18 protein-coding genes and 2 pseudogenes are annotated in these 25,772 nt (G+C 47.2%); 4 read left to right on the plus strand and 16 right to left on the minus strand.

The features are described 5' to 3' along the window. Window positions 1–2,311, minus strand: a pseudogene (locus D081_RS03045) (hypothetical protein); the annotation flags it as partial. 202 nt (window positions 2,312–2,513) lie between these two features. Further along, window positions 2,514–4,058 (minus strand): DASS family sodium-coupled anion symporter, encoded by a 1,545-nt coding sequence (locus D081_RS03050; protein ID WP_085022668.1) that lies wholly within the window; start codon window positions 4,056–4,058, stop codon window positions 2,514–2,516. A gap of 277 nt (window positions 4,059–4,335) precedes the next feature. Between D081_RS03050 and D081_RS03055 the strand changes: the two genes are divergently transcribed. After that, window positions 4,336–5,637: an NCS2 family permease gene (locus D081_RS03055; protein WP_085022669.1), complete on the plus strand. Its 1,302-nt coding sequence runs from the start codon at window positions 4,336–4,338 to the stop codon at window positions 5,635–5,637. 98 nt (window positions 5,638–5,735) lie between these two features. Here D081_RS03055 and gatB read toward each other — a convergent pair whose 3' ends face one another. From gatB to D081_RS03120, 13 genes are all read right to left on the minus strand, one after another. After that, window positions 5,736–7,178, minus strand: a complete 1,443-nt coding sequence (gene gatB, locus D081_RS03060) for an Asp-tRNA(Asn)/Glu-tRNA(Gln) amidotransferase subunit GatB (RefSeq protein WP_085022670.1) — start codon at window positions 7,176–7,178, stop codon at window positions 5,736–5,738. Between the two features lie 2 nt (window positions 7,179–7,180). Next, window positions 7,181–8,650 carry an Asp-tRNA(Asn)/Glu-tRNA(Gln) amidotransferase subunit GatA gene (gatA, locus tag D081_RS03065; protein ID WP_085022671.1) on the minus strand — a complete coding sequence of 490 codons (1,470 nt, stop codon included), beginning with the start codon at window positions 8,648–8,650 and terminating at the stop codon, window positions 7,181–7,183. Between the two features lie 15 nt (window positions 8,651–8,665). Further along, the gene (gene gatC / locus D081_RS03070; RefSeq protein WP_085022672.1) at window positions 8,666–8,956 is read right to left on the minus strand and encodes an Asp-tRNA(Asn)/Glu-tRNA(Gln) amidotransferase subunit GatC; all 291 of its coding nucleotides are present in this window, start codon (window positions 8,954–8,956) and stop codon (window positions 8,666–8,668) included. Between the two features lie 292 nt (window positions 8,957–9,248). Next, window positions 9,249–10,148, minus strand: a complete 900-nt coding sequence (locus D081_RS03075; protein WP_085022673.1) for a DUF4392 domain-containing protein — start codon at window positions 10,146–10,148, stop codon at window positions 9,249–9,251. A gap of 39 nt (window positions 10,149–10,187) precedes the next feature. Next, entirely contained in the window at window positions 10,188–10,997 is an 810-nt protein-coding gene (locus D081_RS03080; RefSeq protein ID WP_085022674.1) for a putative hydro-lyase, read from the minus strand. Between the two features lie 13 nt (window positions 10,998–11,010). Further along, on the minus strand, window positions 11,011–12,099 hold the full coding sequence (locus tag D081_RS03085) for a biotin-dependent carboxyltransferase family protein (protein ID WP_085022675.1): 1,089 nt from the start codon (window positions 12,097–12,099) through the stop codon (window positions 11,011–11,013). Beyond that, a complete protein-coding gene (gene pxpB / locus D081_RS03090) occupies window positions 12,089–12,775 on the minus strand; it encodes a 5-oxoprolinase subunit PxpB (protein ID WP_085022676.1) in 687 nt (228 codons plus the stop codon). Before pxpB ends, D081_RS03085 begins: the two co-directional genes overlap by 11 nt. Beyond that, entirely contained in the window at window positions 12,775–13,533 is a 759-nt protein-coding gene (locus D081_RS03095; RefSeq protein ID WP_085022677.1) for a LamB/YcsF family protein, read from the minus strand. Before D081_RS03095 ends, pxpB begins: the two co-directional genes overlap by 1 nt. A 108-nt stretch (window positions 13,534–13,641) precedes the next feature. Beyond that, on the minus strand, window positions 13,642–14,502 hold the full coding sequence (locus D081_RS03100; RefSeq protein WP_085022678.1) for an aminotransferase class IV: 861 nt from the start codon (window positions 14,500–14,502) through the stop codon (window positions 13,642–13,644). 154 nt (window positions 14,503–14,656) lie between these two features. Then, window positions 14,657–16,120, minus strand: coding sequence for a beta-Ala-His dipeptidase (pepD, locus tag D081_RS03105; RefSeq protein ID WP_369823988.1), 1,464 nt, complete (start codon window positions 16,118–16,120; stop codon window positions 14,657–14,659). Window positions 16,121–16,138: 18 nt separating this feature from the next. Continuing rightward, window positions 16,139–18,154: a clostripain-related cysteine peptidase gene (locus D081_RS03110; protein ID WP_085022680.1), complete on the minus strand. Its 2,016-nt coding sequence runs from the start codon at window positions 18,152–18,154 to the stop codon at window positions 16,139–16,141. Between the two features lie 29 nt (window positions 18,155–18,183). Then, complete coding sequence (locus tag D081_RS03115; protein WP_085022681.1) at window positions 18,184–21,339, minus strand: response regulator; 3,156 nt, start codon at window positions 21,337–21,339, stop codon at window positions 18,184–18,186. Between the two features lie 110 nt (window positions 21,340–21,449). Continuing rightward, complete coding sequence (locus tag D081_RS03120) at window positions 21,450–22,235, minus strand: PleD family two-component system response regulator (RefSeq protein WP_085022682.1); 786 nt, start codon at window positions 22,233–22,235, stop codon at window positions 21,450–21,452. 152 nt (window positions 22,236–22,387) lie between these two features. Here D081_RS03120 and D081_RS03125 point away from each other — a divergent pair, with 152 nt between their 5' ends. The 3 genes and pseudogenes from D081_RS03125 to D081_RS12895 all read left to right on the plus strand — a co-directional run bounded on the left by D081_RS03125 (window position 22,388) and on the right by D081_RS12895 (window position 25,120). Further along, window positions 22,388–23,089 (plus strand): MFS transporter, encoded by a 702-nt coding sequence (locus D081_RS03125; RefSeq protein WP_233127408.1) that lies wholly within the window; start codon window positions 22,388–22,390, stop codon window positions 23,087–23,089. A 212-nt stretch (window positions 23,090–23,301) separates the two neighbouring features. Continuing rightward, entirely contained in the window at window positions 23,302–24,267 is a 966-nt protein-coding gene (locus D081_RS03130; RefSeq protein WP_085022683.1) for a calcium/sodium antiporter, read from the plus strand. Between the two features lie 22 nt (window positions 24,268–24,289). Beyond that, window positions 24,290–25,120, plus strand: a pseudogene (locus D081_RS12895) (carbon-nitrogen hydrolase family protein). Here D081_RS12895 and D081_RS03140 read toward each other — a convergent pair. Then, a complete protein-coding gene (locus D081_RS03140) occupies window positions 25,104–25,766 on the minus strand; it encodes a TetR/AcrR family transcriptional regulator (RefSeq protein ID WP_085022684.1) in 663 nt (220 codons plus the stop codon). The pseudogene D081_RS12895 and the gene D081_RS03140 overlap by 17 nt on opposite strands. Window positions 25,767–25,772 lie beyond the last annotated feature (6 nt).

Genomic DNA, 25,772 nt, shown 5'->3' on the forward strand with positions numbered 1-25,772 from the left:
CCCCATTAACAGTCATATTACTTTCTGCATTCATTGCCCCGATGGAACCATGGTTATAAAAGGTACCAGTGGTATCATCTGAATAGCCATCCGCCATTTTATCAGACATATCATTTACAGTAAAAGTGCCACCAAACAGAGAAGCATTCTTGGCCACCTGAACATTCACCACATTAGCTGTGCCGCCAAAATTAAGTGTGCCACTCTTGACATTCATCTTCATATTTTCCGTACCGATGATATCGCCGTTGTAATTCATATCCGAATTGAAATTCAGATTGGTGACCAGCCCCGGCACATATTTTTTATACGGAATCATTTTGCCATCATACTGAAGCATAAGTCCGCCAGTATATATTGGATATGTATAGTCTTCGGTGGTCATTTCCTCCTCAACACAGGTTTCACTGTCCGAAATGCCATCCTCCGGTGAAAAATTCTTCCACATACTTACAATATCACCATTAATTTTAGCCCCGGAATTCAGATTGATGTTATCAATGAAAGACTCTTTTCCAATATAAATTGCGGCCCGCTCCCCTGATACTGTCCCAGTTACATTTAGCGTTGCCATTGGGGCATTTGTATCTCCTTCAGCCCTGTCGGTAATGCTGAAATCGTCCGCCCGATGGGCATATTCTGTAAGCTTCAAATTATAATGCTTGGTAATCTGCCCATCTGTTATTTCCCGTTTATAGCGAAAGTATGAGCCACGATATTCAGTGGTAGCCCCCCCAAACTCACACCATATCCCGGAGCCGTTTTCACCATTGCCTGTCACTGTACCATCTATATTTATAACGTGATTTTTGCCGTAGGCCACCAAAAGGCCCGCTCCACTAGCTCCATCCCCATGGATTTCCGTACCCTTAGGAACCGTAATGGTATTATGTAACCCATCTACCCGTATACCCACTCCGGCAGCACCCTTTGTCCAAATATTGCCGGCCTGGGTAATATTATTATTGGAGCCGTATACATGGAGTCCTATACCATAAATGGCAGTATTATAGCCATTCACATAGGCCGTTCCCGCCGCATTCCGGGCCGAAAAGCCCTGATTATTGGTAAGGGTCAGCCCATCGTTATATATGGAACGGCCATAAAAATTCTTCCTGTCAATTTTATAGCCAATGTCCTGCATAACGGCCAGTTCAGCCTCAATAAAGCTATTATAGCTGCGATAGCTCTGATGGCTCATAAAACTCCTGGCCAGATCGATGTGGGAAAATTCCGGATTACCCCTCTCCCACGTATTAATAGGAATGCCTTGGATTTGATCCCCATTTACCCCGGCAAATGTTTTTCCCGCCAGTACCTCCGAAACATTTTCTCCCCGAAAACTCAGCAATACTCTTCCTTCACGGCCGGTGAATGCATTGTCCATATCCACCACAATAACATCCTCATCCCTTAATGGATTATAGTAACCCTGTGTTACCTCTTGAAAAGCAGCCCAGTCGGCGGGATTATTCCGCAACCGGTTCAAATCCGCTGAAGTCATTATTAGCTGGTAATCATTTGAAATCCGCTGACCATTCTGGTCATAAAGATGTCCTGTAAATGAGGCCGCATTGTTCGCCCCATCCCCCAAAGTTGCCACCTTTATGCCAGTATTACCAATATTCTCCGCAGAGTAGATATCTGCTAAAATTCCCAGACTATGACCAATTTCATGAAACATTACGGAAGTAACATCCAGTTCCTTCATGGCCTGGGCTATTGGGACAGGCTGCTTTAACGCCGTAAAACCATAGCCGCCATCCCCGGTGTCAACCCCCATGTTCTGCCCGATGATTATGCCCCCATAGCCTTTGACAGAATTTGCCCCTGCTTCCTTATACACATCATCTATACTGTTCAGCCACTGAACTTCCGTACCCTTTTGCAAAGCCGAATGTAAATAATTAGGATTTTCAGTAGCCTGGCCACCCTTTTGGGAATAACTCAGTGCAGCAGCATTTTGGAAGTTGCAGGTACCGACAAAATACTGTACTGGACGTTTATTCTGTAAACCCGGACCCAATATTTCCCCCCATTGCCTAAAGGCATTGTTCAGTCCCATTTTTATATTGTCAGTCAAAGTATAATTAAGGGTTTGGTGTGTATTACCTATTAGCTGATTAAAAAATTCTACTGCTGATTTATTATTGGCGTCCTCCTGGCCGTAATAATCCACTGAAAATAAAGGCTTGCCCTCATAGTCAATCTGACTACTGGTCATGGCATCCACCTGCCCGGGCCCGCTGATTATGGCAAGGTGAAGTAATATTGCTGCTGTCAGCCGCTTCTTTTTTGATTGTCCGTTCATCTTAATTGCTCCTCTGAACAGCCGAATATTTCCGTTTACCATCGTATATATCTGATATTGCGATAATTCGTGCTACTGGCTCCTATTTCCTGCCAATATCCTATTAATAATGATTAGCTTTACCATTGTATTTAATTTTGCACAACAAAAAACGGTGCTGCTACATTTTGATAACAGCCCCGTTTAATTAAGCATTATTCTTTTACCCAACTACCCAGGTTACAAAATATACCACCAGTGGAATAGTAACAAATGCAATACCAATGAAGTCGATGATTACACCAGTGCGCAGCATTTTTGTAATTGGAATGTAGCCAGTAGCATATACGATGGCATTTGGCGGAGTGGATACTGGAAGCATGAAGCCCAGTGAAGCCGCCAGGGCGATACCAACTGCCACCGGAATAGGGCTCAAGCCTGCAGATACAGCCGCCGTAATGGCCAATGGTCCAATCATATTGGTCGCTGCTGTATGGGAGGTAAGCTCCGACAACAAAAGTGCCATAACAGAGAAGATTGCCACCATAGTAATCTGGGAAATCTCGCCACCAAGGCTGTTAACAATCAAATCACCAATCCAGGAGGACAGGCCTGTTTTATACATCATGGAACCCATGGCCAAGCCACCGCCAAAGAGAATCAATGTACCCCACTCAATGCCTTCCTTGGCTTCTTCCCACTTAATGGTGAACTTTCTCTCCTTGAAATCCACCGGAACAACAAAGAGCAGCAAAGCACCTGCCATGGCTGCCACAGCCTCCGGGAACAGACGGTTATACATCGTCAGCACATCAGAGGTAGTACCCAAAGACATGCTCAAAAAGCCCGGCAATACCCACAAAACAACTGCCACCATAAAGCAGAACAGGGTATTTTTCTGTGCCCTGGTCCAGCTGCCCATCTCTTTGATGCGCTGTGCAATAAATTCCTCAGCACCTTCAATTTTATCCACATCAGCTGGGAACAGCTTCATCAACACAACATAAGCGATGGCGAAATAAACCACCATGGCAATGGCACCCCACAGCATCCACTGGAAGAAGGAAATGTGGATATTGGCCATCTGATCCAGGAAGCCCAGCATAATCAGGTTTGGCGGTGTGCCTATTGGAGTCAGTACACCACCGATGGACGCCGCATAGGCCGTCATCAGCATAAGCCCAGTAGCGTATTTATAATCGGATAAGTCAATGTCCCGGCCATTTGCCGCCATCATATCCTTTATAGCTGTCAGCAAACCCAAGCAAATAGGCAGCATCATGGCAGCTGTAGCTGTATTGCTGACCCAGCCGGAACACAGGGCGGAGGCCAAGCCTATGGCAAGAAAAATCCGTCGTGGATTTGAACCAACCCAGGACATGGACAGGAGCCAATAAGAAAATCGTTTGTCCAATCCATGCAGCATCATGGCCTTGGCCAGTATAAAGCCACCCATAAACAGGAAAATCATGGGATTGGCAAAGGCCGCAAAGGCATCTGATTCCTTGACTATGCCGGTAACTACCGCCAGCACCGGTCCAATAAGGGAAGTAACAGGAATTGGTACCGGCTCCGTAATCCACCACAGGGAAACCAGTATCATAATGGACAGAAGCTTGTGTGCTTCTACTGTCAGGCCATCAATGGGTGTCATGAATACCAAAATGGCCAATAAGGGGGCACCAAACAGGCCAACCGTTTTCCTTTTCCGGTCGAAAGCCTGCTCTGCCCTTTTTACCTCAAGGGCTTCTTGACTAAGTTTTCTCATTGCTCACACTCCTTTTATATATAAAATTTGTCATACAACCTATGTTTTAAACTTTTCGACATGAATTCTCCGATTCCTACAAGAAATAATAAAAAATTATAAAAAAAATAATATTTCTCCAATAAATGTTAATAAAAATTAAAGTGAATATCTAATATAGTTTAATCCATTTGACATTATAAAATGTATGATAGTATAAATAGTAGTATATAGATGAATATGAAATACCTTTTTGCAGGTTGGGTATAAGCCATAAATCAGGAAGGATTGATTCAATATGAAAGAATTTATCATGCAACACTTTCAGATTGACCAACGACAGACATCCATAAAAACTGAACTGTTATGTGGTTTGCTTAATTTTTTCGCTATAATGTACATCATAGTGGTTAATCCGGCTCTTTTTGAGCATGCGGGCATGAGCTTTGGCGGTGTGTTCCTGGCTACTATATGTGCCACTGCCATTGGCTGCTTTTATATGGGCATGATGGCAAACTACCCCATTGTCATTGCCCCGGGGCTTGGCATAAATGCCTATGTTGTATATACGGTTGTTGTTTCCATGGGGTACAGCTGGCAGGACGCATTGGGCTGCTGCTTCGTGGCGGCCACCATATTCCTTGTTTTGAGTCTTACCTCCTTTCGGGAGCAGCTGATTAATTCCATTCCAGAGTGTCTGAAGGTGGGCATCACCGCCGGCATCGGGCTGTTTGTTACCTTTATCGGCCTGAAAAACGGCGGACTGGTGGTGGCCGGGCCGGATACCTTTGTGACCATGGGCAATATGACTGACCCTGGCACCGCCCTTACTGCCATTGGTGTTCTCCTTTGTCTCATATTCTCAATTTTAAATGTTCCGGCAGCCATGCTGGTCAGCATGATAATCTTGACCTTTATTGCCTGGATGCTGGGAATGCTCCATTTCCCTTCAGAATTGATTTCCCTGCCGGCAGATATCGGCTCCACCGTGGGAGCCCTGGAATTCGACCAGATTCCGGAAATGATTCCCATTGTTATGGTCATTCTGCTGGTTACCATGTTTGATACCACCGGCACCATGATTGGTGTGGGCAAGCAGGCCAAAATCGTAAAGGATGGGTATTTCCCTAATTTGCGCAGTGCCCTTATGGCAGATGCCTTTGCCAGCTTTTGGGGGACATTGATGGGAACGGGCCCCTGCTCCAGCTTCGCGGAGTCATCCGCCGGTGTTATGGCGGGAGCCCGCACGGGGTTGGCCGCAGTTACCACTGGCATACTGTTTCTGTCACTGATATTTATTTTCCCTCTGGCCCAGGCCATTGCCTCTGTTCCGGCCATCACCGCTCCGGTGCTCATCATTGCCGGGATTCAAATGTTCAGTGAAATCAGCTCTCTGGACTGGGAGGATAAACGGACCCTGTATCCATCAGTGCTGGCATGTATCGTAATGCCTCTTACCTACAGCATTACCAACGGCGTGGCCTTTGGCATGATCAGCTATGTTGCCGTCACTGTGGCTGCCGGCAAATACAGGGAAATTCATCCCCTGCTCTATCTGTTCTCACTTTGGTTCCTGCTGGATTTCCTGCATATACTGTAAACAAGCTGCTTTATCAATCAAAAGCGGAGCTGCCAAATCAGCAGCTCCGCTTTTAATTTCAATTAAATTATATATTTTGCTTTTAAAATCAGCCTTATTTAGCCCAGCTTCTGTGCCAAAATCTGGTTTACAGTCTGAGGGTTGGCCTTGCCCTTGGACTGCTTCATAACCTGGCCGACCAAAGCACCGATGGCCTTCTTGTTGCCGGACTTGTAGTCCTCAACAGCCTTCTGGTTAGCTTCGATAACCTTGTCAACGATTTCCTCGATGGCCTTGGTGTCGGTAATCTGTACCAGACCCTTGTCCTTAACAATCTTTTCAGGGCTATCAGGGCACTTCCACATTTCCTCGAATACCTTCTTACCAATCTTGGAGGAAATAGTGCCTTTGCTGATGAGATTAATCATTTCACCAAGACGCTTGGCATCTACTGGAGAATCACTGATTTCCAGGCTCTCAGCATTGAGGTTCTTGGCCAAATCACCCATCATCCAGTTGGCTGCCAGCTTGGCATCTGCACCAGTCTCGATAACGGCATCAAAGTACTCAGCCATCTCACGGGAGCTGGTAATAATGCCGGCATCATAGGCAGACAGACCGAACTGCTCCTCCAGACGGGCCTTGCGGGCATCCGGAAGCTCCGGCAGGGAGTTTCTGAAGGCCTCGATTTCCTCATCAGTGGTGATGATAGGAACCAGATCAGGCTCCGGCATATAGCGGTAGTCGTGGGCATTTTCCTTGCTGCGCATGGAAAGAGTGATGCCACGGTCAGGGTCCCATGTACGGGTCTCCTGAATGATGTGGCCGCCGTCCTCAAGAACCTCCTCCTGACGCTCAATCTCATAGGTCAGGGCTTCCTCAACAGCCTTAAAGGAGTTGATGTTCTTCATCTCGGTACGGGTACCCAGAACATCACTGCCGGCCGGACGGAGAGAAACATTAAGGTCAGCACGGAGATTGCCTTCCTCCATCTTACAGTTGGAAACATCAATGTACTGAAGAATGGACTTAACCTTCTCCATGTACAGACGGGCTTCCTCAGGGGAAGACATATCTGGCTCGGATACAATCTCAATAAGAGGCACGCCGGTACGGTTATAGTCTACATTGGAGGTATCGGAGTCCTTGATGGTGTTGCCGGAATGAACCAGCTTGCCGGCATCCTCCTCCATGTGGATACGGGTGATGCGGATACGCTTGGTTTCACCGTTGCTCTTGGTAATATCTACATAACCATTCTCGCAGATTGGCAAATCATACTGGGAAGTCTGCCAGTTCTTTGGAAGGTCAGGATAATAATAGTTCTTGCGGTCGAACTTGGAGAATTTATTAATCTCGCAGTTCAGGGCCAGGCCAGCCTTAATAGCGAATTCCAGCACCCGCTTGTTAAGGGTTGGCAGAACCCCCGGAAGTCCAAGACATACAGGGCATACATGGGTGTTGTGCTCAGCACCGAAGGTAGTAGCACAGCCGCAGAAAATCTTGGTATTTGTTTTTAATTCACTATGGATCTCAAGTCCAATAACTGCCTCGTAGCTCATGCTTAGTTACCTCCCAACTGAGCTCTGTCATTGTGATATGACTGGCTCTGCTCATAAGTGTAAGCCACCCGGAGAATAGTTTCCTCATCCAGGGCCTTACCAATAATCTGTAAACCGATTGGCATGTTGGAGCTGCTGTAACCGCATGGTACGGAAATACCAGGCAGGCCAGCCAGATTAAGAGGTACAGTGCAGGCATCCTGCAGATACATTTCCAATGGGTTGGAAATCTTCTCACCAATCTTGTAGGCCGGGGTCGGTGCAGTAGGACATACGATAACATCCACCTGCTCAAAAGCCTTGTCAAAGTCTTCCTTGATAAGGCGGCGAACCTTCAGAGCCTTCAGATAATATGCATCATAGTAACCGGCGCTCAAGGCGTAGTTACCAATCATAATACGACGCTTAACCTCTTCACCAAGATACTCGGTACGGGTCTTGGTCATCATCTCCACCAGATCGGCAGCATCCTCAGCACGCTCACCATAGCTTACGCCATCATAACGGGCCAGGTTGGTAGCAGCCTCAGCCGGGGAAATAAGATAGTAAGTGGAAATAGCATAATCGGTATTTGGCAGGGAAATCTCCACGATTTCAGCACCCAAATCCTCCAGCTGCTTAATGGCAGCCCGGATGGTCTTCTCCACCTCAGGATCCATGCCCTTGACGAAGTATTCCTTTGGAATACCCACCTTCAGGCCCTTAACATCCTGAACCAGAGCCTTGGTGAAATCCGGAACCTCCTCATTAATGCTGGTGGAGTCCATTTCATCACGGCCGGAAATAATATTCAAAATATGGGCACAGTCAGTAACATCCTTGGTGATAGGGCCAATCTGGTCCAAGGAGGATGCATAGGCCACCAGACCATAACGGGATACACGGCCATAGGTAGGCTTCATGCCAACTACACCACAGAAGGATGCCGGCTGACGGATAGATCCGCCGGTATCGGAGCCAAGAGCCCAGATAGCAGTACCAGCGGCTACAGCTGCTGCACTGCCGCCGGAGGAACCGCCGGGAACGCACTCGGTATTCCAAGGGTTGCCGGTCTTCTGGAAAGCAGAGTTCTCTGTGGAACCGCCCATGGCGAATTCATCCATGTTGGTCTTGCCGACAATAACAGGATTTTCGGCATTCAGCTTGGTCATAACAGTTGCATCATAAGGTGCAACAAAGTTCTGCAAAATCTTGGATGCACAGGTAGTCTTTACACCCTTGGTGCAGATATTATCCTTAATAGCGCCTGGGATGCCCTCCAGGAAGGAAATTGCTTCACCCTTGGCAATCTTTTCATCTACGGCCTTTGCCTGGGCAATAGCCTCATCACGGGTAATGGTAAGATAAGCCTTAACGTCACCCTCCACCTCATCAATACGGGCCAAAACTGCTTCAGTAAGCTCCAGTGAGGTTATTTCTTTATTGACAAGCATGTCATGAAGGACATGTGCCGGCTGTTCAAATAATTTCACAGTGCTGCCTCCTAATTAATCTTCCAATACCTTTGGAACCTTGAAATAGCCATCTTCCTTCAATGGCGCATTGGACAGGGCCAAATACCGGTCCAGGGATTCCTTTACCACGTCCTCACGGAATACATTGCTTACTGGCAATACGTGGGCCAATGGCTTAATATCGTCGGTATTTACGGCGCTGAGATTGTCAAAATACTCCAGCACGTCATTGAGCTGCTGGGTATACTGCGCTTCCTTGTCAGCAGGAATTGCCAGACGGGACAATACTGCTACGTTTTCCATATCTTTTTTAGTAACCTTCATTTTATCACCATCCAAATCATATATTTGATATAGATTTCATATAAACACACAGAGGTAATTATATCATAACCCGGCCATAATTTAAACCGTAGAAGCAAAATAAGGACAGGTGATAGCTGGCTATCGCAAGAACACGTCACTAAAAATATTTTTTGCAGAAAATAAAATAGCGATAAAAATTATAACTCGCTCCACCATTACAACACTGGTTCCGCGTCGCTCAAACAGATAATTTTTATCGCTAATGCAGGAATGCAAAAAATATTCTCTTAACGTGACCTGTTCAACTGCGCTAGCCAACTGTCACCTGTCCATTTATCTGGCGTTCCTCAGTAAGTGCTGTCTGTACCTTCTTCAAAATATCCAGATGAACACTCATAGGCAGACGGTCAATGGTAGGCTCGTTCTTTCTGGTGCAGCCGTCCACACTGCCTGCTGCCACAATGGCCTTGATGAGCTTCTTTTCCATTTCCTTGGTGGAAATAAGATTCTGGCCATGCTTCAGGCTCAAAAGGGCGCAGATTCCCCAGCCCCACCAGTTGGAAACCCCGGATACTATTGGTATCTGGGCACACTCGGAGGCACAGATTTCCGCCCCGTGGGGCACCTGTATTTCAATGGCATCCCGCAATGAGCCCATGCCGATTTCGTTGCCGCCATCTCCTACGGATATGGTCATAACGCCCCGCTTTTGGGCTTCGTCAATAATACAGCTACAATCTGTCAGCATATCATCTATAATCTTGCCACCCATATTGTGGTAATGGCCATCACGGCCCTTCCCCGGCCGTTCCAACGTAATAAGATGAGTTGGCTTGAACTTGTCCAGCTGACGGATAATAAAGGCCTCTGTATCCTCATAAGGAATCAGTGTGGGAGCCGTTTTACAGCCAATGGTGTGCAGAGCCGCCTCAAAGGGACGGAACCCCTGGCTGTCGGTCATGGGCATAATTGTTATGCCCAGCTTCTCCAGAGCCAAAGCAATATTGGCAGTACCCAGTGGCCCATCGGTCTCCCCAATCCACTTGTTCTCCCCCAGGCGGGTTGGAAAACCAGTCAAAAGTATAACCCGTTCCATATTGTCCAGGCCCCGATCCAGGGCTGCCACCGGATTTGGCGGCATGTGGGGAATCAATCCCCTTTCCCCCGGGTCTTCCCGCATGATACTGTCCAGCTTCTCATAAAAAGTCATAACACTCACTCCTTACAACGGCCTTACGAACTTGCTATTTTATTTCGTCTTTTTGCTCTCCAAAAAATCGTTGATTTCACTGTTCAGCTTGTTGGTAATGAACATACAGCCCGGGGCATGGGTGATTACCAGCGGCAGCTTGGCGTGCTCAATCACCGCCTGAGGGGTTACCCCACAGGCCCAGAATACAGGAATTTCCCCCGGCTTAAAGGTTACAGGGTCACCATAATCAGGCTTCAATACATCCTTTATTCCCAGCTTTTCCGGATGGCCGATATTCACCGGAGCACCATGAACATTAGGGAACCGTCCGGTTATGGCATCGGCTATCATGGCATTTTGTGCCGTCATTGGCCGCATGCTTACCACCAGCTCACCCTCAAAGATTCCCGCCGGCTCACACATGGTAGTGGTCTTAAACATTGGCACATTGCAGCCCATGGAAATATGGCGGATGTCTATATGGGCCTCCATCAGTGCTTCCTCAAAGGAAAAGCTGCAGCCGATGAGGAACACCACAAAATCATCCTGCCAATATGGAGTGGCATCCGTTACTTCCTTGGTCAGCACACCATTTTCAAATATTCTGTATTTTGGAATATCCGTAAGAATATTGGCCCCTTCCCCCATGTCCTTGACAAATTTGCTGCCGTGAATTACCTCCAGCAGCGGGCATGGCTTTGGATTTTTACGGGCAAATTCCTCAAAATCCCTGGCATATTTCTCCGGCAAAATAACCAGATTTGCCTGGGCATAGCCATTGGCCATTCCCGAGGTCTGACCGGTTATCTCCCCGTTTCGTATCTTGATCCACAAATTCTCCGGCCGCATATCTGCATATTCTGACACAATGACCGCCTCCCTACTTTATTTGCTCAACGGACACCCTAAAAAGCTGCCCGTCTATCTTCAAATTATAATTTCTGACTCCCGGCCGTCTGTCCGGCCATTCCTCAGCTGCTTCCTCATCCATAAGGGCAATCTGCTCCTGCAGGGCCTTTCGAAAGCTGATGTAAATATCCTGGGCTTCCTCCACAGATATCACCTTAAAGGTGATTTTACTGCCGGGTGAGCACTGGGCCAAAAGCGGCAAATCCGCCGAAATGACCGTGGCTATCTTTGGATAACCCCCGGTGGTCTGATGGTCAGCCATCATAATTATGGGCTGGCCGTTTGGCGGCACCTGAATGGAGCCAAATACTATACCGTCAGTAATCATATCCTTCTGGGTGGCCCGATGAATAACCTCCCCCTCCAGACGATACCCCATGCGGTCTGATTCATTGGATATGGTATAAACCGCACCATCAAGGGCCTTTACCGCCTCAGGAGTGAAATAATCATCCTGGGGTCCCAGCACTATGCGTATTTCGTGGCTATCACCAGGATGATTTTCATGCCACAGGTGATGATGCTGCATAAATTCATGGTCCGTATGGCGTACATGGTATTGCCCCGAAAGAATGGACTTGGCCAATTCCGAGGGCTCCCCTGTATTCAGCACTTCCCCATTGTACAGCTTGCTGCCATCTGCGCCGCCTATTCCCAGCTTCAGATTGGTGGAATGGCTTCCCAGTACCAGCGGCACATCGATACCACCATCTATGGCTATATAGGCTCTGGTGCCCTCCTCCATGGAGGCTACCTTCAGATGCTGCCCCTTGTGAAGTATCAAGGACTCGTAGGCATGGGCTGGCTGATTGTCCACCAAAACCTTTGGTTCACCGCCGGTTACGGCCACCAGCACATCCTCACTGGCCTCCAGCTCCGGCCCCAGATAAGTACATTCCAGCAACGCGGCGTCACCATCGTTGCCCACCAGGGCATTGGCTATGCTGGCGGAATATCTGTCCATATCCCCGGACACCTGCATACCGCTGGCCTGATAGCCCATTCGTCCATTGTCCTGTATTGTGGTCATAAGGCCACTGTTAATAACCTTAATGCTCATTTTCCATCGCCCTAAATTCTTCTTGAGTAATCGGTTTAAATTTAATGTACTGCCCGGCCTTTAATAGCACCGGCTCCTGACGATTCACATCATAAAGCTTTAATGGGGTGCGGCCAATAATCTGCCAGCCCCCGGGTGATTCCACGGAGTATATGCCTGTCTGCTCCCCGGCTATGCCCACGCTGCCGGCCTCAATCTTTAGGCGGGGACTCTTTTTCCGCGGGGTGGCAATGGCCTTGTTCATGCCTCCCAGATAAGGAAAGCCCGCCACAAAGCCCAGCATATAAATGGGATATTCCGGCTCCGAATGAAGGCTGATAACCTCTTCCTCACTCATATTATGGGCGGCGGCCACCTCTCCCAGATCAGGGCCGTATTCTCCGCCATAGGCCACGGGAATTTCCACCACCTGTTTTGGCGGCATTTCCACCTTGTCCAGCTGACCCACCAGAGCATTGAGCTTGTCCTTCAGCTGCCCATAGCGAAGCTCCATGGGGTCATATTGAATCAGCAAAGAGCAGTAGGTGGGTACCATTTCCACAATCCCCGCAACCGGCTCCCGCTCCAGCACCATTTTCAGGGCCATAACCTTATGATTAATTTCCAGACTGATTTCCTGCCCGAACTCCACAGATACGGCACAATCACCTACAGTAAGAATTCTCACATCATCCATTATTTCAGGCTCCTAACCTCTATTCCTGCACCTTCCAGAGCTTTGCGAATGTTTTGTACCAGCTCAATGGCCTTTTCATTATCCCCATGAACACAGATGCTGTCTGCCTTTATGCTGATTTCTTTGCCATTTATGGAGATAACCTTGCCCTCTTTGGCCATTTTGACAGCCCGCTCCATGGCCTGCTGTGGGTCATGGATTACTGCCCCCGGCAGCTTGCGGCTCACCAAGGAACCATCATCGTTATAGGCCCTGTCTGCAAAGACCTCACTGGCTACCTTTAGCCCCGCCTTTTCGGCCTCAGTGAGCATTACTGAGCCGGCCAGACCCATGAAAATAAGCTCCTTGTCTACGGAAGCTATTGCCTCACATATACCCTTGGCCAAGGCCTCATCCTTGGCCGCCATGTTGTACAGGGCACCATGGGGCTTTACGTGCTGAAGCTCCAGCCCCTGCCCCCTGGCAAAGGCCATCAGGGCTCCCAGCTGATATTTTACATAGGCTCCCGCTTCCTCAGGAGTCACCGTCATAGGACGGCGGCCAAAGCCCATAAGGTCCGGAAAGCCGGGATGGGCCCCCACAGCAACGCCATGCTCCTTGGCCAGTCTGACGGTCTTTTCCATAATAAGCGGGTCCCCGGCATGCCAGCCACAGGCCACATTTACTGATGTCACATGGGGAATCACCGCTTCATCCATGCCCATGGTATAGGCACCGAAGCTTTCCCCTAAATCACAGTTCAAATCCACACAGCTCATATTTTCCTCCCGGCAATGAGGACTTCATATACAACAATAGGGACCCCCATCTAAAGAACAAGACGTTGGCCCCTTATGTTTTTGAGCCTCATCGCTCACGTATTCAAATTAATCATTCAAGGTGGTGCGGCCCGTATAAGCCAGATATTCCCTTACCAGCTCATCTGCCAGACGGTTTCTGGTCTCCGGGTCCTTGTTGCCTACAGGCTTACCGTCAATGGTGTCAGCATAAGTCAGCGGGTTGGAGGAAGAGGTTACCAGAACCTCATCGGCATCCATAAGCTCCTCCAGAGTGAATGGCCGCTCCATTACCGGTATACCAAGGCGGTAGCAGGCCTGAATCATGTGGGTCTTGGCAATGCCCCGCAGAATATACTGGTCATTTGGATGGGAAATGAGATAGCCATTCTTCAAGATAGACACATTGCTGTGGGCACACTCAGTAACAATACCATTGCGGTGCAGTACAGTTTCAGAAACACCCTCATCGGATGCCTGCTGGGAATATACCACCGCCGGCAGCAAATTCAGGGTCTTGATATAGCCATATTCAAAGCGCTCGTCTGCATGGGTGCGAAGCTTCAAAGGCTTGTTAGGATCACCCATCTTTGACTTGCGGATATAAACCCACAGCTTGCCCACCATATCCTTGCTATATACATGGTCCCGAGGTGCCAGACCACGGGTAACCTGCCAATAAACAAAATGCGTATTGCCTTCAACCTGCTTGGTCAAATCCTGCAGCAGCTTCTTTAATTCGTCCTTTTCCATGGGGATTTTAATGTCAAGTGCATTGGCACTGGTGTAGAACCGGTCCAGATGGTCCTCTACCAGATAAGGAACATGATTGCCGGCTGGTGTGGCCTCGTATACACCATCACCAAAAAAATGGGATCGATCGTTAAACGGAACCATTACCTCTTCAGGCGAACCAATTTTTCCGTCATAATAAGCTAATTCTTTAAACATATTATCACCCCAAATAATTAAAAAATAAAGAAACAACACTTTATGGCTGTATTGTATCACTTAATATTTTTTATTGCCAGACTTTTGCGAAGTATAAAGTATACAAAAATGGACAGGTCCTCCAAAGACGAACCTGTCCAAATATTCAATTACATTATTCCGCCAAACGCTGAATTGTTTCGGCTATAAGTTTAACCTGTGGCACAATGGAGGCCAGCTCCAGCCGCTCCTGGGGACTATGAATGTCCATGGTGGTAACGCCAATGGACACCACATCCAAATCCGGCTTCTTCATCAGATGGTAGCCACACTCGAGACCGGCATGGATGGTTTCCACTTTCATGGAGAAACCATTCTGCTGCTTAAAGACCTCCTGCATGACCTTGGCCAGCCTGCTGTTGGCATTTTCCTTCCAGCCCGGGGACTGGTTGCCGATAACTGCCGTAAAGCCGGCCATCTGCCCCATTATATCCGCCTGCAAAACGAACTCGCTGAGCTTGGCGTCAATGGAAGAACGTGGGAAATAGGCAATACTGATTACCTCTCCCTTATCATCCATCCTTACCATGCCCACATTGGCGGAGGTTTCCACCAGCCCCGGCACCACCTGGGACATGGCATATACACCGCTGTGAAGGGACACAAGGAGACGGATAATGCTGTCACGGTCCTCATCAGTCATCACCTGCTGCGGCAGCTCTGCCTCAGTAAGCTCAAGCTCAATATTTCCATCAATGTCACCAAACTTGGCAATGAAGCTGTCCCGCTCTGCCTCCAGAACCTCCTGAACGACCTCAGCCTCCGCCATGGTGGAGATAAGCACCTCCGCCTCGGCGGGAATGGAGTTGCGGGCCTTGCCACCGGTAAAGCTGGCCAGCTCGTAGGCGATGCCGGCCTCATCCAAGGCATTGAGCACCATGGCCATAGTACGGATGGCATTGCCCCGTCCTTTGTCGATTTCCATGCCGGAATGGCCGCCCAGCAAGCCCTTTAAATGAATCCTGTAGGCCTTGTCCCCCTGAGGGGCAGAAAAGGTCAGCTGACGGTTAAAATCAATATTGACACTGCCGGCGGCTCCCACCGTCAGCTCGTCATAATTTTCCGAATCGCAGTTTATGAGATACTGGGCATCCATAAGATATTCAGGGTCAAGATGAATGGCCCCGGTCATGCCCTGCTCCTCATCCACGGTAATGATAGCCCGCAGGGGACCATGTTCATCGAGGTGCTTCATTAAATAAAGGATTTCAGCTATGCCGATGCCATCATCAGCCCCCAGGCTGGTGCCATCCGCAGACAGGAATTTTTCATCCCGTACCAGCTTAACAGGGTCCTTCAGAGGATCATAGGCCACACCGGGCGCTGCCACACAAACCATATCCATGTGGGCCTGCAATATGATAACCGGTGCCTTCTCCTTCCCCGCCGTAGCCGGCAAATCGGCCACAACATTATTTACCTCATCCTGATGAACCCTGCAGCCAATATCAGTAAAGGCCTTTACCAGATAATCGCTGACCGCCTTTTCGTGGCCGGATTTACGGGGAATAGCTGCCAAATGGGCAAACTCCGCCAATACGCCATCAATTATTTCTGTGTCACTATAATTTATCATCATTTCTAACGTCCTAACATTTTAATCAATATTTGTGGTAATATCTCCATTCTTTATTTCAAACCTTACCATTTGGGAGAATGCACTTTCGCCGGTAGGAGTGACAAATTCAAAGAAATATCCATAGTTTCCGTCCCCGACTACCTCATCCTCCATCCTTGGATTGTCCCCTACGGTGAAGGTATCTACCTCTACTTCTGTAGTATCAGTATCATCCCCGGACAGTGACATGCAGTAATGAAGGGTGGTTATCCGGTCACCCCGTTTCAGCTGAACCAGATTACGGCTACCCATGCCCTTACTGTCTATCCCCTTGCGGGCACCAAGAATATGGTATTTATCATCGTTGTAGTTATAGGCAACCTCCAAATTGCATTTCTCGCCATTTAACTTTATTGGCACTGCATAAAGGTTATAATCATCCTCCTCGGCCGTGATTTCCACATAAACAGGATATCCGTTCAGCATAGGCCACTTACCAAAGAAGTTATCCTTGAATACACCAGTGTCCCAGTCAGCCACAATATTACTGTCGCTGCCCAAAACCAGAAGGACATCATCCTCTATTCCAAGATATACAAGCTGACAATGAACGCTGGACAACAGATCCATCTCATCCTCTGTCAAGGTAACAAAGGAATTTCCCTCAGAGTCAACATCTACAGACAGGTCCTCCAGCTGGCTCACCTGGAAAATCTTCTGCTGTTGAACAGCATGCACATCCGGAACAGTGGCTATACCCTGAGATACGCCTTTAGCCAGCAGCTCCTCGGCCTCCTGCGGGAACACACCGAAAACCAGATAATAATACAGGCATTTTTGCGGCAATGGCACAGACTGCTGCGCTATATATCTTTCCAATACCTCCTGGTCGCCATCATAGGAATAAAAACCGGAAATACCTTTGCCCTGGCGGCGATATCTGCCATTCACCTTATATACTACTGCATTATCTACGGCATTGATAAGTGCCGGAGAGGTCTGTGGCAGTATTCCAATAGTTCTGCGGGCCAGATCCCCTAAATCAACCATGTCGGAATAGCCCTGCTCCCGGTTATTGCCGCCATAATTTTCCGCCTGCTGGGCTCTGCGGCCAAACTCCGAGAAAAAGCCTCTGGTATCATTGGATGCCAGCTTTAAGGCTTCAATGCCATAGGCTTCATACGCCTTTCCCAAAGCAGGAATCATACCGATGTCAACTACTGACAGGGTGGCCGACTCATCTGTTTCATACTCCCGGCAGCCCGCCATATAGCTGTCGCAGATGATCTTTCCCAAGGTAGCAGTATCCATGGACGGATTATTGCCCAGGGCACCGACCCATCTGGTATAATCCCAGCCATTACTTGGTTCTACTTCCTCGGAGGCCGTCATATAGCGGGATATTCCTTTCAAGGCATTTGCTGTATCGTAGGTGGCCATCATACAGGCATCAAAGCCAACCATTTCAAATGGAGGATTGGACTCAGATGTGCCATATACATTGGCAAAGGAGTTGGTAATGTCATTAAGGCTAAGGGCATTGCCAGTACGCTCATCATAGCAAACACCACCGGCACTGCCACCGCCATGGTTCCAAAATACGAAGGCCCGACGCAGATCTTCCCCTTCAAAGGCCTCCTTGCCTACCTGTAAAAAGTACTCCAAGGTCTGGGGGGACCCCATATCCGCATCCTCATAGCGGCCCACTTCCTGGATTCCATTATTGTCATATAGGTATAATCCAAGCTCCTCCGGCCGCATCATGTCATTCTGCCAATTATTGGCTCCACCAGTAATCAGCAGCACCTTGACATTTGGCGGAAGCTGTACATTTGTAAGCTCGATTATATCATCAGTGGCCGACCCGTAGTCCGTTTCCAAATCCGAGCCACAAATATACCAATAAACCAGCCAGTTATCCCCTGTCTGACCAGCTGCCTCAGTCCGGGCAAAATAATCCACCTTGCCCCAGCATAGCGAAACACATAATACAACGGCAAGCATTATTGCCCTCAGGCAGCATCTGCCCATATTTTTTCTTATTCCCTCGTACATTTTTAACTCCTTAACTCTCATAAACAAGCTCAATTGTTAAGACACTCCCCTATTTTATCCCAATCCAGTTTTGCTGCAGCCTTCTTTACTGCCTGCAACAATTCAGCATCCTTGGCCGGCAGCTCATAACCGGAAAGCTCATCCAAAATATACTTGAGGCTGTCATCATCAAAGGACTGCACCACTTCCCTAAGTGAGGACCAGGCTTCTGCCAGCTCCTCAGGTGATATCGGTGCCTTCTCTTCATCATCAGCCCCGGCCTTTTCAAGCAGTGGCGCCAACAATGCGGCACATTCCCGACACAGCTTCAACAAAACAGGCGTGTCTGTGAGAATTTCATTTATATAGCCGCTGTTTCCCGCATCCTCCAGCCGTCTGGCCCGATCGGACAGTTCTCCAAAGCCGGCCACCCGGGCCGTACTCTTCAGTGCGTGCACCTTAGTGGTGTAATTGTTGCAATCCTGGGCCTCGAAATACCCTTGAATTTCATCCGCAGTGGCTGGAAGTGACTCGGCAAATACTGTCAGTGCAGTCAAATAACCCTCCACACTGCCGCAGTGCTCTATGCCGGCCGAAACATCAATTCCCGGCACATTTTTAAGCCATTCCGGTATCATTGCTCCAGCAGCTTCAGTTACATCACCTGCTGCCTCACTCTTAAGGCTGACCTTATCCTCCGGCAAAAATCTCAGCAGACACTTCTCCAGCTTTTGAGTGGCTATAGGCTTGGTAAGATAATCATCAAAGCCAGCCTTCCTGTACACCTCGTTGGCTCCCGCCACCGCATTGGCCGTAAGGGCCACCACCGGAGTTTTGGCATTTGGACTGTCCGTCATTTTCTTTAATTCAGCCAGCGTTTCCAGGCCATCCATTCCCGGCATCCGATGGTCCATAAAGATAATGTCGTAGGCCGTATCCTTGACCATTTTCAGACACTCATATCCGCTGGCCGCAGTATCCACTTGGATTTGGGTACGCTTCAGCAGGCCCTTTACCACCGTCAAATTCATGACGGTATCATCCACCACCAGCACTCTGGCCTCAGGGGCGGAAAAGCATTCACAATCATTGGTCTGCTGTTGAATGCGACGATAGGCCTCCTCATAGTTGCCCATCTTATCCCAGTTCAGGACCTTTTGCCGTATCTTAAAGGAAAATGTGGAGCCCTGCCCATAAACGCTTTCCACTTCCAGCTTGCTGTCCATAAGGCCAAGCAGCTTCTGGGTAATATTCATTCCAAGGCCGGTGCCCTCAATAGTACGATTCCGTTTCTCCTCGATGCGTTCAAAGACCTCAAAGAGCTTGGCTATATCCTCATCCTTTATTCCGATTCCCGTGTCTGTTACGGAAACCTTCAAGATTATTTCCTGCCCGCTGTATCTTTCCCAATCCAGAGCCAATGTTACACTGCCTTGCTCTGTATATTTTACAGCATTAGTCAAAATATTGGTAATAACCTGTCGTAACCGCAGTTCATCCCCATATAAGGTGCTTGGCAAATCCTCCGGGGCCTTTACCCGAAGCTCCAGCTTCTTTTGTTCAGCTCTGGTGGCTATCATGTTAACCAGGTCATTCAGGAGAGAGCTGGTGGCATATTCTATCGGGATTAATTCCAGCTTGCCCGCCTCAATTTTTGAGAAATCCAAAATATCATTAATCAATCCCAAAAGGTTATTGCCGGCCGTCTTTATATTTTCAGCGTATTCACGAATCACCGGTTCCCTGCACTCACGCAGAATCATTTCGTCCATTCCCAGCACTGCATTTATAGGAGTACGTATTTCATGGCTCATGTTGGACAGGAAATCACTTTTGGCTTTATTGGCCGTCTCTGCTGCCTTGGCCATTTTTTTAAGCTCTTCATTGGACTCAGCCAATTCCTGGGTCACTGCATCCAAAAATGAGGCCATACGTGTTGCCAACGGAATAATAAAATGCGGCTCCTCCTCCATAAGGTGTTTATTGCAGCTGCTCATCTCACGATAAGGACCTTCCCGAAAAGCCACGGCTATCAATGCACTATTCAAAACTCCCCCCTGTCCCTTATAGGAATATATTTCCGATGTCCCATAATTTACGATCAATTCAGGGGCAAAACGTCGATAATATTCCACCTCTTTCTCAGCAGCTCCCCGCAAAAACAATGTGCGGTTGCCGCATACAGACATAAACGCCCCCTCTGGACCAAAGCCGCACAATTTTTTGCTGGCTTCATCGGTTTCCTTCAGCAATTCTGAATGTACAGCGTATGTAAGGCGGGCTTTCTCCCCCCTATAAATGTCTCCGTTGAAATAGATACGGCCTTCATTATCATGCACCGGTGGTACTCTGGCAATAAGACAACCATTTCTTTCAATAACCAACGGGAACTCAGATATGTTGTAAACAAAATTTTCATCGGGAATAACATTCAAATAATGACGATAAACCTCAGTAGCAGGCATATCATTCAACCGTGCCACACAGTTTACACTGACAGTTTCAGTGACAGTCAATTCCTTTCCTATAGGCTTCCAGCCAAGGATGTAATCTCCATGTACACAAAGCTCTTTTCCTGAAAAAACAGCTATAACAAGTCCGTGTTTGTACACACGATCACCGATAATAAATTGTTGTTCCTGAATATTATTCATATCTAGCAAAAAAAGATTTTGCTCTGTCTCCGGCATTTCTGCACTGCTTTCAAATACTCCCGCTGAGGCACCAAAAAAAACTACCTCCCTATTTTTCTCCGTCATTTTATTTAAAAGCAATGAAAAATCTGTATGCAAACAGCTGCAATATACGGCAGCCGCCTTCACATCAGCCATGCCGGCTATTTGTTCCCCAAGCTGTTGACCAAGCTTTATATAATCCTCGAGCATATCATCTAAGGAAAACAGCTTAATATCCGCATTGAAGAAAATATTGGCATTAATCAGCAAATAGCGATTTTCCTTTTTTTGTGTAAATATAGTTTCCACCATGCCGGTAACCACAGCCTGAGGCAGAAGCTGGCCTATGGCATTGCGGATTTTTTGGGCAATAATGATAGGTATACCATGAAAAAGCAAATGCAAATACAGTGATCTACCCTTTGCTTTTTTAAATTGACTCTGTATCTCGTGAAGAATTTGCAGAAGCTCCTCCCATTTTTCTTCCGGTGCGCTGACATCCTTAAAAATTGTATATTTCTTTTGCAGCATGGATTTTCTCCCTTCTTTAGAAAAACGGGAATGCGAAATTAATAATCTTCACATCCCCGTTTACCTCATTCGCCTCGCACAGTTTGGCCCCTTCTCCAAAGGGAGAAGGCTCACAGCACTTTATCATCATGGAGCTTTTTAAATTTTTGCTTTTCAAAGAAATCATCCACCGCCGCAATGAGCTTTGCCCGGTCCTGACTCTTTAACAGATACCCATCAGGCTTCATGGCCAGTACCTTTTTAACACTCTCAGGGTCGCCCTTTCCCGTCAGGAAAATCACAGGAATTGAATCCACCTTGGTTTCGCTACGAATCATTTCCAGCAGCTGCGGACCGGAGGTAACGGGCATTTCATAATCCAAAAGAATTAAATCCGGACGGTTCTCGGCAATATACATAAGAGCCTGTGCCCCTGAGGTCACTATAGTGACCCTATACTTGGACGACAGCCAGTCCTTAACCATTTTCAAAAAGGTTCCGTCATCATCCACCAGCAAAATACTCTTCCGCTTTGCCAGATCGTCATTGGCCTCCAACAGCCAATCCGCCTGTGCCACCAGCTTTTTCATATCAAATGGGCGCTCAAAGGTGGCGGATATCAAGGCCGCCGGAATACTCCTGTTGGCCACCTCCAGCTCAGTTGCTGTGCCAATAACAATAAGCAGCTTGTCCTCCTCGGTACAAATATCCTTTATATACACCAGCGTGCTGGCAACATCATCCACGTATTCACCCAGATACAGTATAAATAAATCCGTTTCGCCCTTATGGGCACCAATATCCTCCACCGTAGGTTCCGCATCTATCACAACGTAACCGCCATCAGCCAGATTCTTGGCAATAGTGCCCAGCATGAAGGATTTTCCTTTATGTATCAATACAACTTTTTTTTGCATGGCTACCGTCCTTCCCGTATCATAAGACTTACTTCGTATTTCGACATAAAGGAAAATAATCCTGCCAATAGGTTATTTCTTATTTTTCCACACCAACACTTTTGTTATAACGCCATTGTTCAAATTTTTCTTCTTTAGAAGAAAAATCTTCCATGTACCTGTTTTATGGAGTGATAGGCAGAATTGGCCTTGGTGTAGGCTATATCACACCAGTTTCTACACTGGTTAAATATTTTCCAAATCATCGAGACTTTGCCACTGGGCTGGCCATTATGGGCTTTGGCTTTGCCGCCCTTATTGCTGGTCCTGTTATGCAAAGTCTGACTGCTACATATGGCCTTATAAACAACTTCATAATTATGGGTGTTATCTATATGCTGGTAATGGGAGCTTCAGCCCTTTATTTGAAGCCTCCTGCTGCCAGCAATGAATCAGCTGCAAAGGCTATCTACCATGGCTTTACTGCCGGTGAGGCCATTAAAACATGGCAATTTGGTGCATTGTGGTGGATATTCTTTGTCAATATCACTTGTGGTATTGGCCTGTTGGCAGTAGCATCTCCTATGGCTCAGCAGATTGTGGGGATGGATGCCTGCCTATCTGTCCGATATCTTTGGTACCCGGGAACTAAGTGCCATTCATGGTCGAATTTTAACAGCCTGGGGGCTAGCCGGTGTAGTAGGCCCTACCATCGTTTCCTTCTTTTGGGAACAAACCCACAGCTATACCTACACCATGTTCTTTTTCGCCGGCTGCTTTGTGCTAAATTTTATTATTGTAACTATTTTAAAGCAATATGGCATGAAAAGCCTTGCAGTTGCTATGGAAGGAAAATAATTTTGACAAAAGACTGATTTTAGGATACAGTCTAAACGTTGCATAGGGGAGTAGTTCGCGTGATATCGTTATGATTAATCATGTGATTTGTCAACAATCGCGGCTGTCTGTATTATATGCAGGACAGTCTGGCAGATCTTAAAGAATGAGACTTATGCGCATGCTTATATTGCGTGCGCATAAGTCTTTTTTATATCTGAAAAAACCTATTATGCGAGGAGAAATCAAAATGGAAATCTTAGAAGCAGTTTTATTACTTTTAGTGGGCTTTATACTTCTGATAAAAGGCGCGGACTTTTTTGTTGACGGAGCTTCAGCTGTCGCCAAAAAGCTACGGGTCCCTTCTCTTATCATCGGCTTGACCATCGTAGCTATGGGCACCTCCCTGCCGGAGCTTTCAGTAAGCGTAACAGCTTCCTTAAACGACAACAACGCCCTTGCTATAAGCAACGTCATCGGCTCAAATATTTTCAACCTTATGGTGGTCTTAGGCGCATCGGCGGCTATTACCCCCCTTTTGGTAAGCAAGTCTGTTATGAAAAAGGATTATCCATTTGCCTTAGGCTGTGCCGTGCTCCTTTTAATATTCGGATACAACGGCATGGAGCTTGGACATATAGATGGTATAATACTGCTGGTTATTTTTACCGGCTTCATTATCAATCAGATATTATCCGTAAAAAAAGCCAGAAAAGAGCGCCTGGAGCAAGAGGCAAGCTCCGATGATGAAAATGAAGATACAAGTGATATTTCCCTTTTTCTTTCCATCGTATACATCATTGGAGGTGCCGCTGCCGTAAAATTTGGCGGTGACTGGGTTGTAAATGCTGCCATTACTATAGCAAGTGCCTTTGGATTATCCGAGAATCTGATTGGACTTACCATTGTAGCCTGTGGAACCTCTCTTCCTGAGCTTGTCACCTCCATTGCAGCTGCAAGAAAGGACGAGCTTGATATGGCTATCGGAAATGTTGTGGGTTCAAATATATTTAACATCCTTATGATTCTCGGTGTCGCTGCCACTATCAGCCCGATGGCCTTCATCATGGAAAATGTCATTGATATCGGCGTCCTGTTTGGCTTCTCGGTTCTGACATGTTTTTTTTGCTATACAAAGGGGAAGCTTGAACGCCATGAAGGAATCATCATGCTAATCTGTTATGCAGTATATCTGGTATACATCTGCAATCGTTAAAAGGGAAAAGTAGCTGATATATATGGACAAAATCAAGGTTGCGGCAGTACAAATGCCCACGGTAGCTGACAAAATGGAAAACGTACGGGCAGTAAAGGACTACCTTGATAAGCTAAAGGATTACAAACCGGATTTTGTTGTTTTGCCGGAAATGTTCTGCTGCCCTTACCAGACAAGCAATTTCCCCGTATATGCTGAGAAGGATGGCGGACCAGTATGGACACAGCTTTCGGAATATGCCCGTCAATATGGTATTTACCTTATAGGTGGCTCTGTACCGGAAAAGGATGACCAAGGCAGCGTGTACAATACCTCATATATTTTCGACCGCCAAGGAAAGCAGACTGGCAAGCACCGAAAGGTTCATTTATTTGATATAGATATTATAGGTGGCCAGAACTTTTAGGAATCCGATACTCTCACTGCTGGAAACAGCCATACCGTATTTGATACAGAATTTGGCAAAATGGGAGTGATTATCTGCTTTGATATTCGCTTCCCGGAATTTACCCGTCTCACAGTCGATGATGGAGCAAAGTTAATTTTTGTTCCGGCAGTCTTTAATATGACCACTGGCCCAGACCACTGGGAGCTTTCCTTCCGGGCCAGAGCCCTTGATAACCAGATTTACATGGTAGGCTGCGCGTCTATGCGTGACTCTTCCTCCGGCTATATCTCCTGGGGACATTCTATTATCACCAATCCTTGGGGAGACGTTGTAGGCGTGCTGGATGAAAAGGAGGGCATACTTACAGCCGAGCTGGACCTTGATTATATTGGAAAAATAAGAGAAGAACTGCCATTATTAAAAAATCGGCGCAAGGATATGTATAAAATTATTTGTTCACCTTAAATCCTTGCAAGCCAGCCAGCACGAATTTTTTAAAATTCTTCGGCACTTGGCTATTTTCATAATCTATGGGAACAATTTCCCTTAATTCCTGCAGTTCACTGCGTTCCACCAATAAAAACCATACAAAGGGTGCTAATACGGAAATCAAACAGCTGGACAATAAAGGAGACTCACGGGATAAACCGGTATAGTTCCCAAGTATTGACAGCATCAACTTCAATTTAGGCACAGCCTTTTCACTGACAATTTTTTTGGTCAATCCGGACGGAGCGGTAATTTCCCTTATCCAGACCCGGATTGGCCAATTATCTTTTTGCATAACCATATTGGTTAATATATCCAAAAAAATACTTATTTCTTCCTCGGTGGATGACTTTGACTCTTCCAGAGCCTCTAGCTCCCTTACATTTAACAGATATTCATGAACCCGTTCCAGCACTGCAATATATAGCTTATCCCTACCGCCAAAATGATAATTAATGGCAGCCACATTTACCTTGGCAACCCCGCAAATTTCCTTGCTGGTGGTTTTTTCATATCCCTTTTGGGCAATAAGCTTTCCAGCAGTTTCTATCAGCAGAGCTTTGGTTTCGTTACCATCCCCTCTGGCTTCATGACATATCTTTTCGGAGTTTATTTCTCCCATGACTAC

The organism is Anaerovibrio sp. JC8 (assembly GCF_002100115.1).
GTDB lineage: Bacteria > Bacillota > Negativicutes > Selenomonadales > Selenomonadaceae > Anaerovibrio.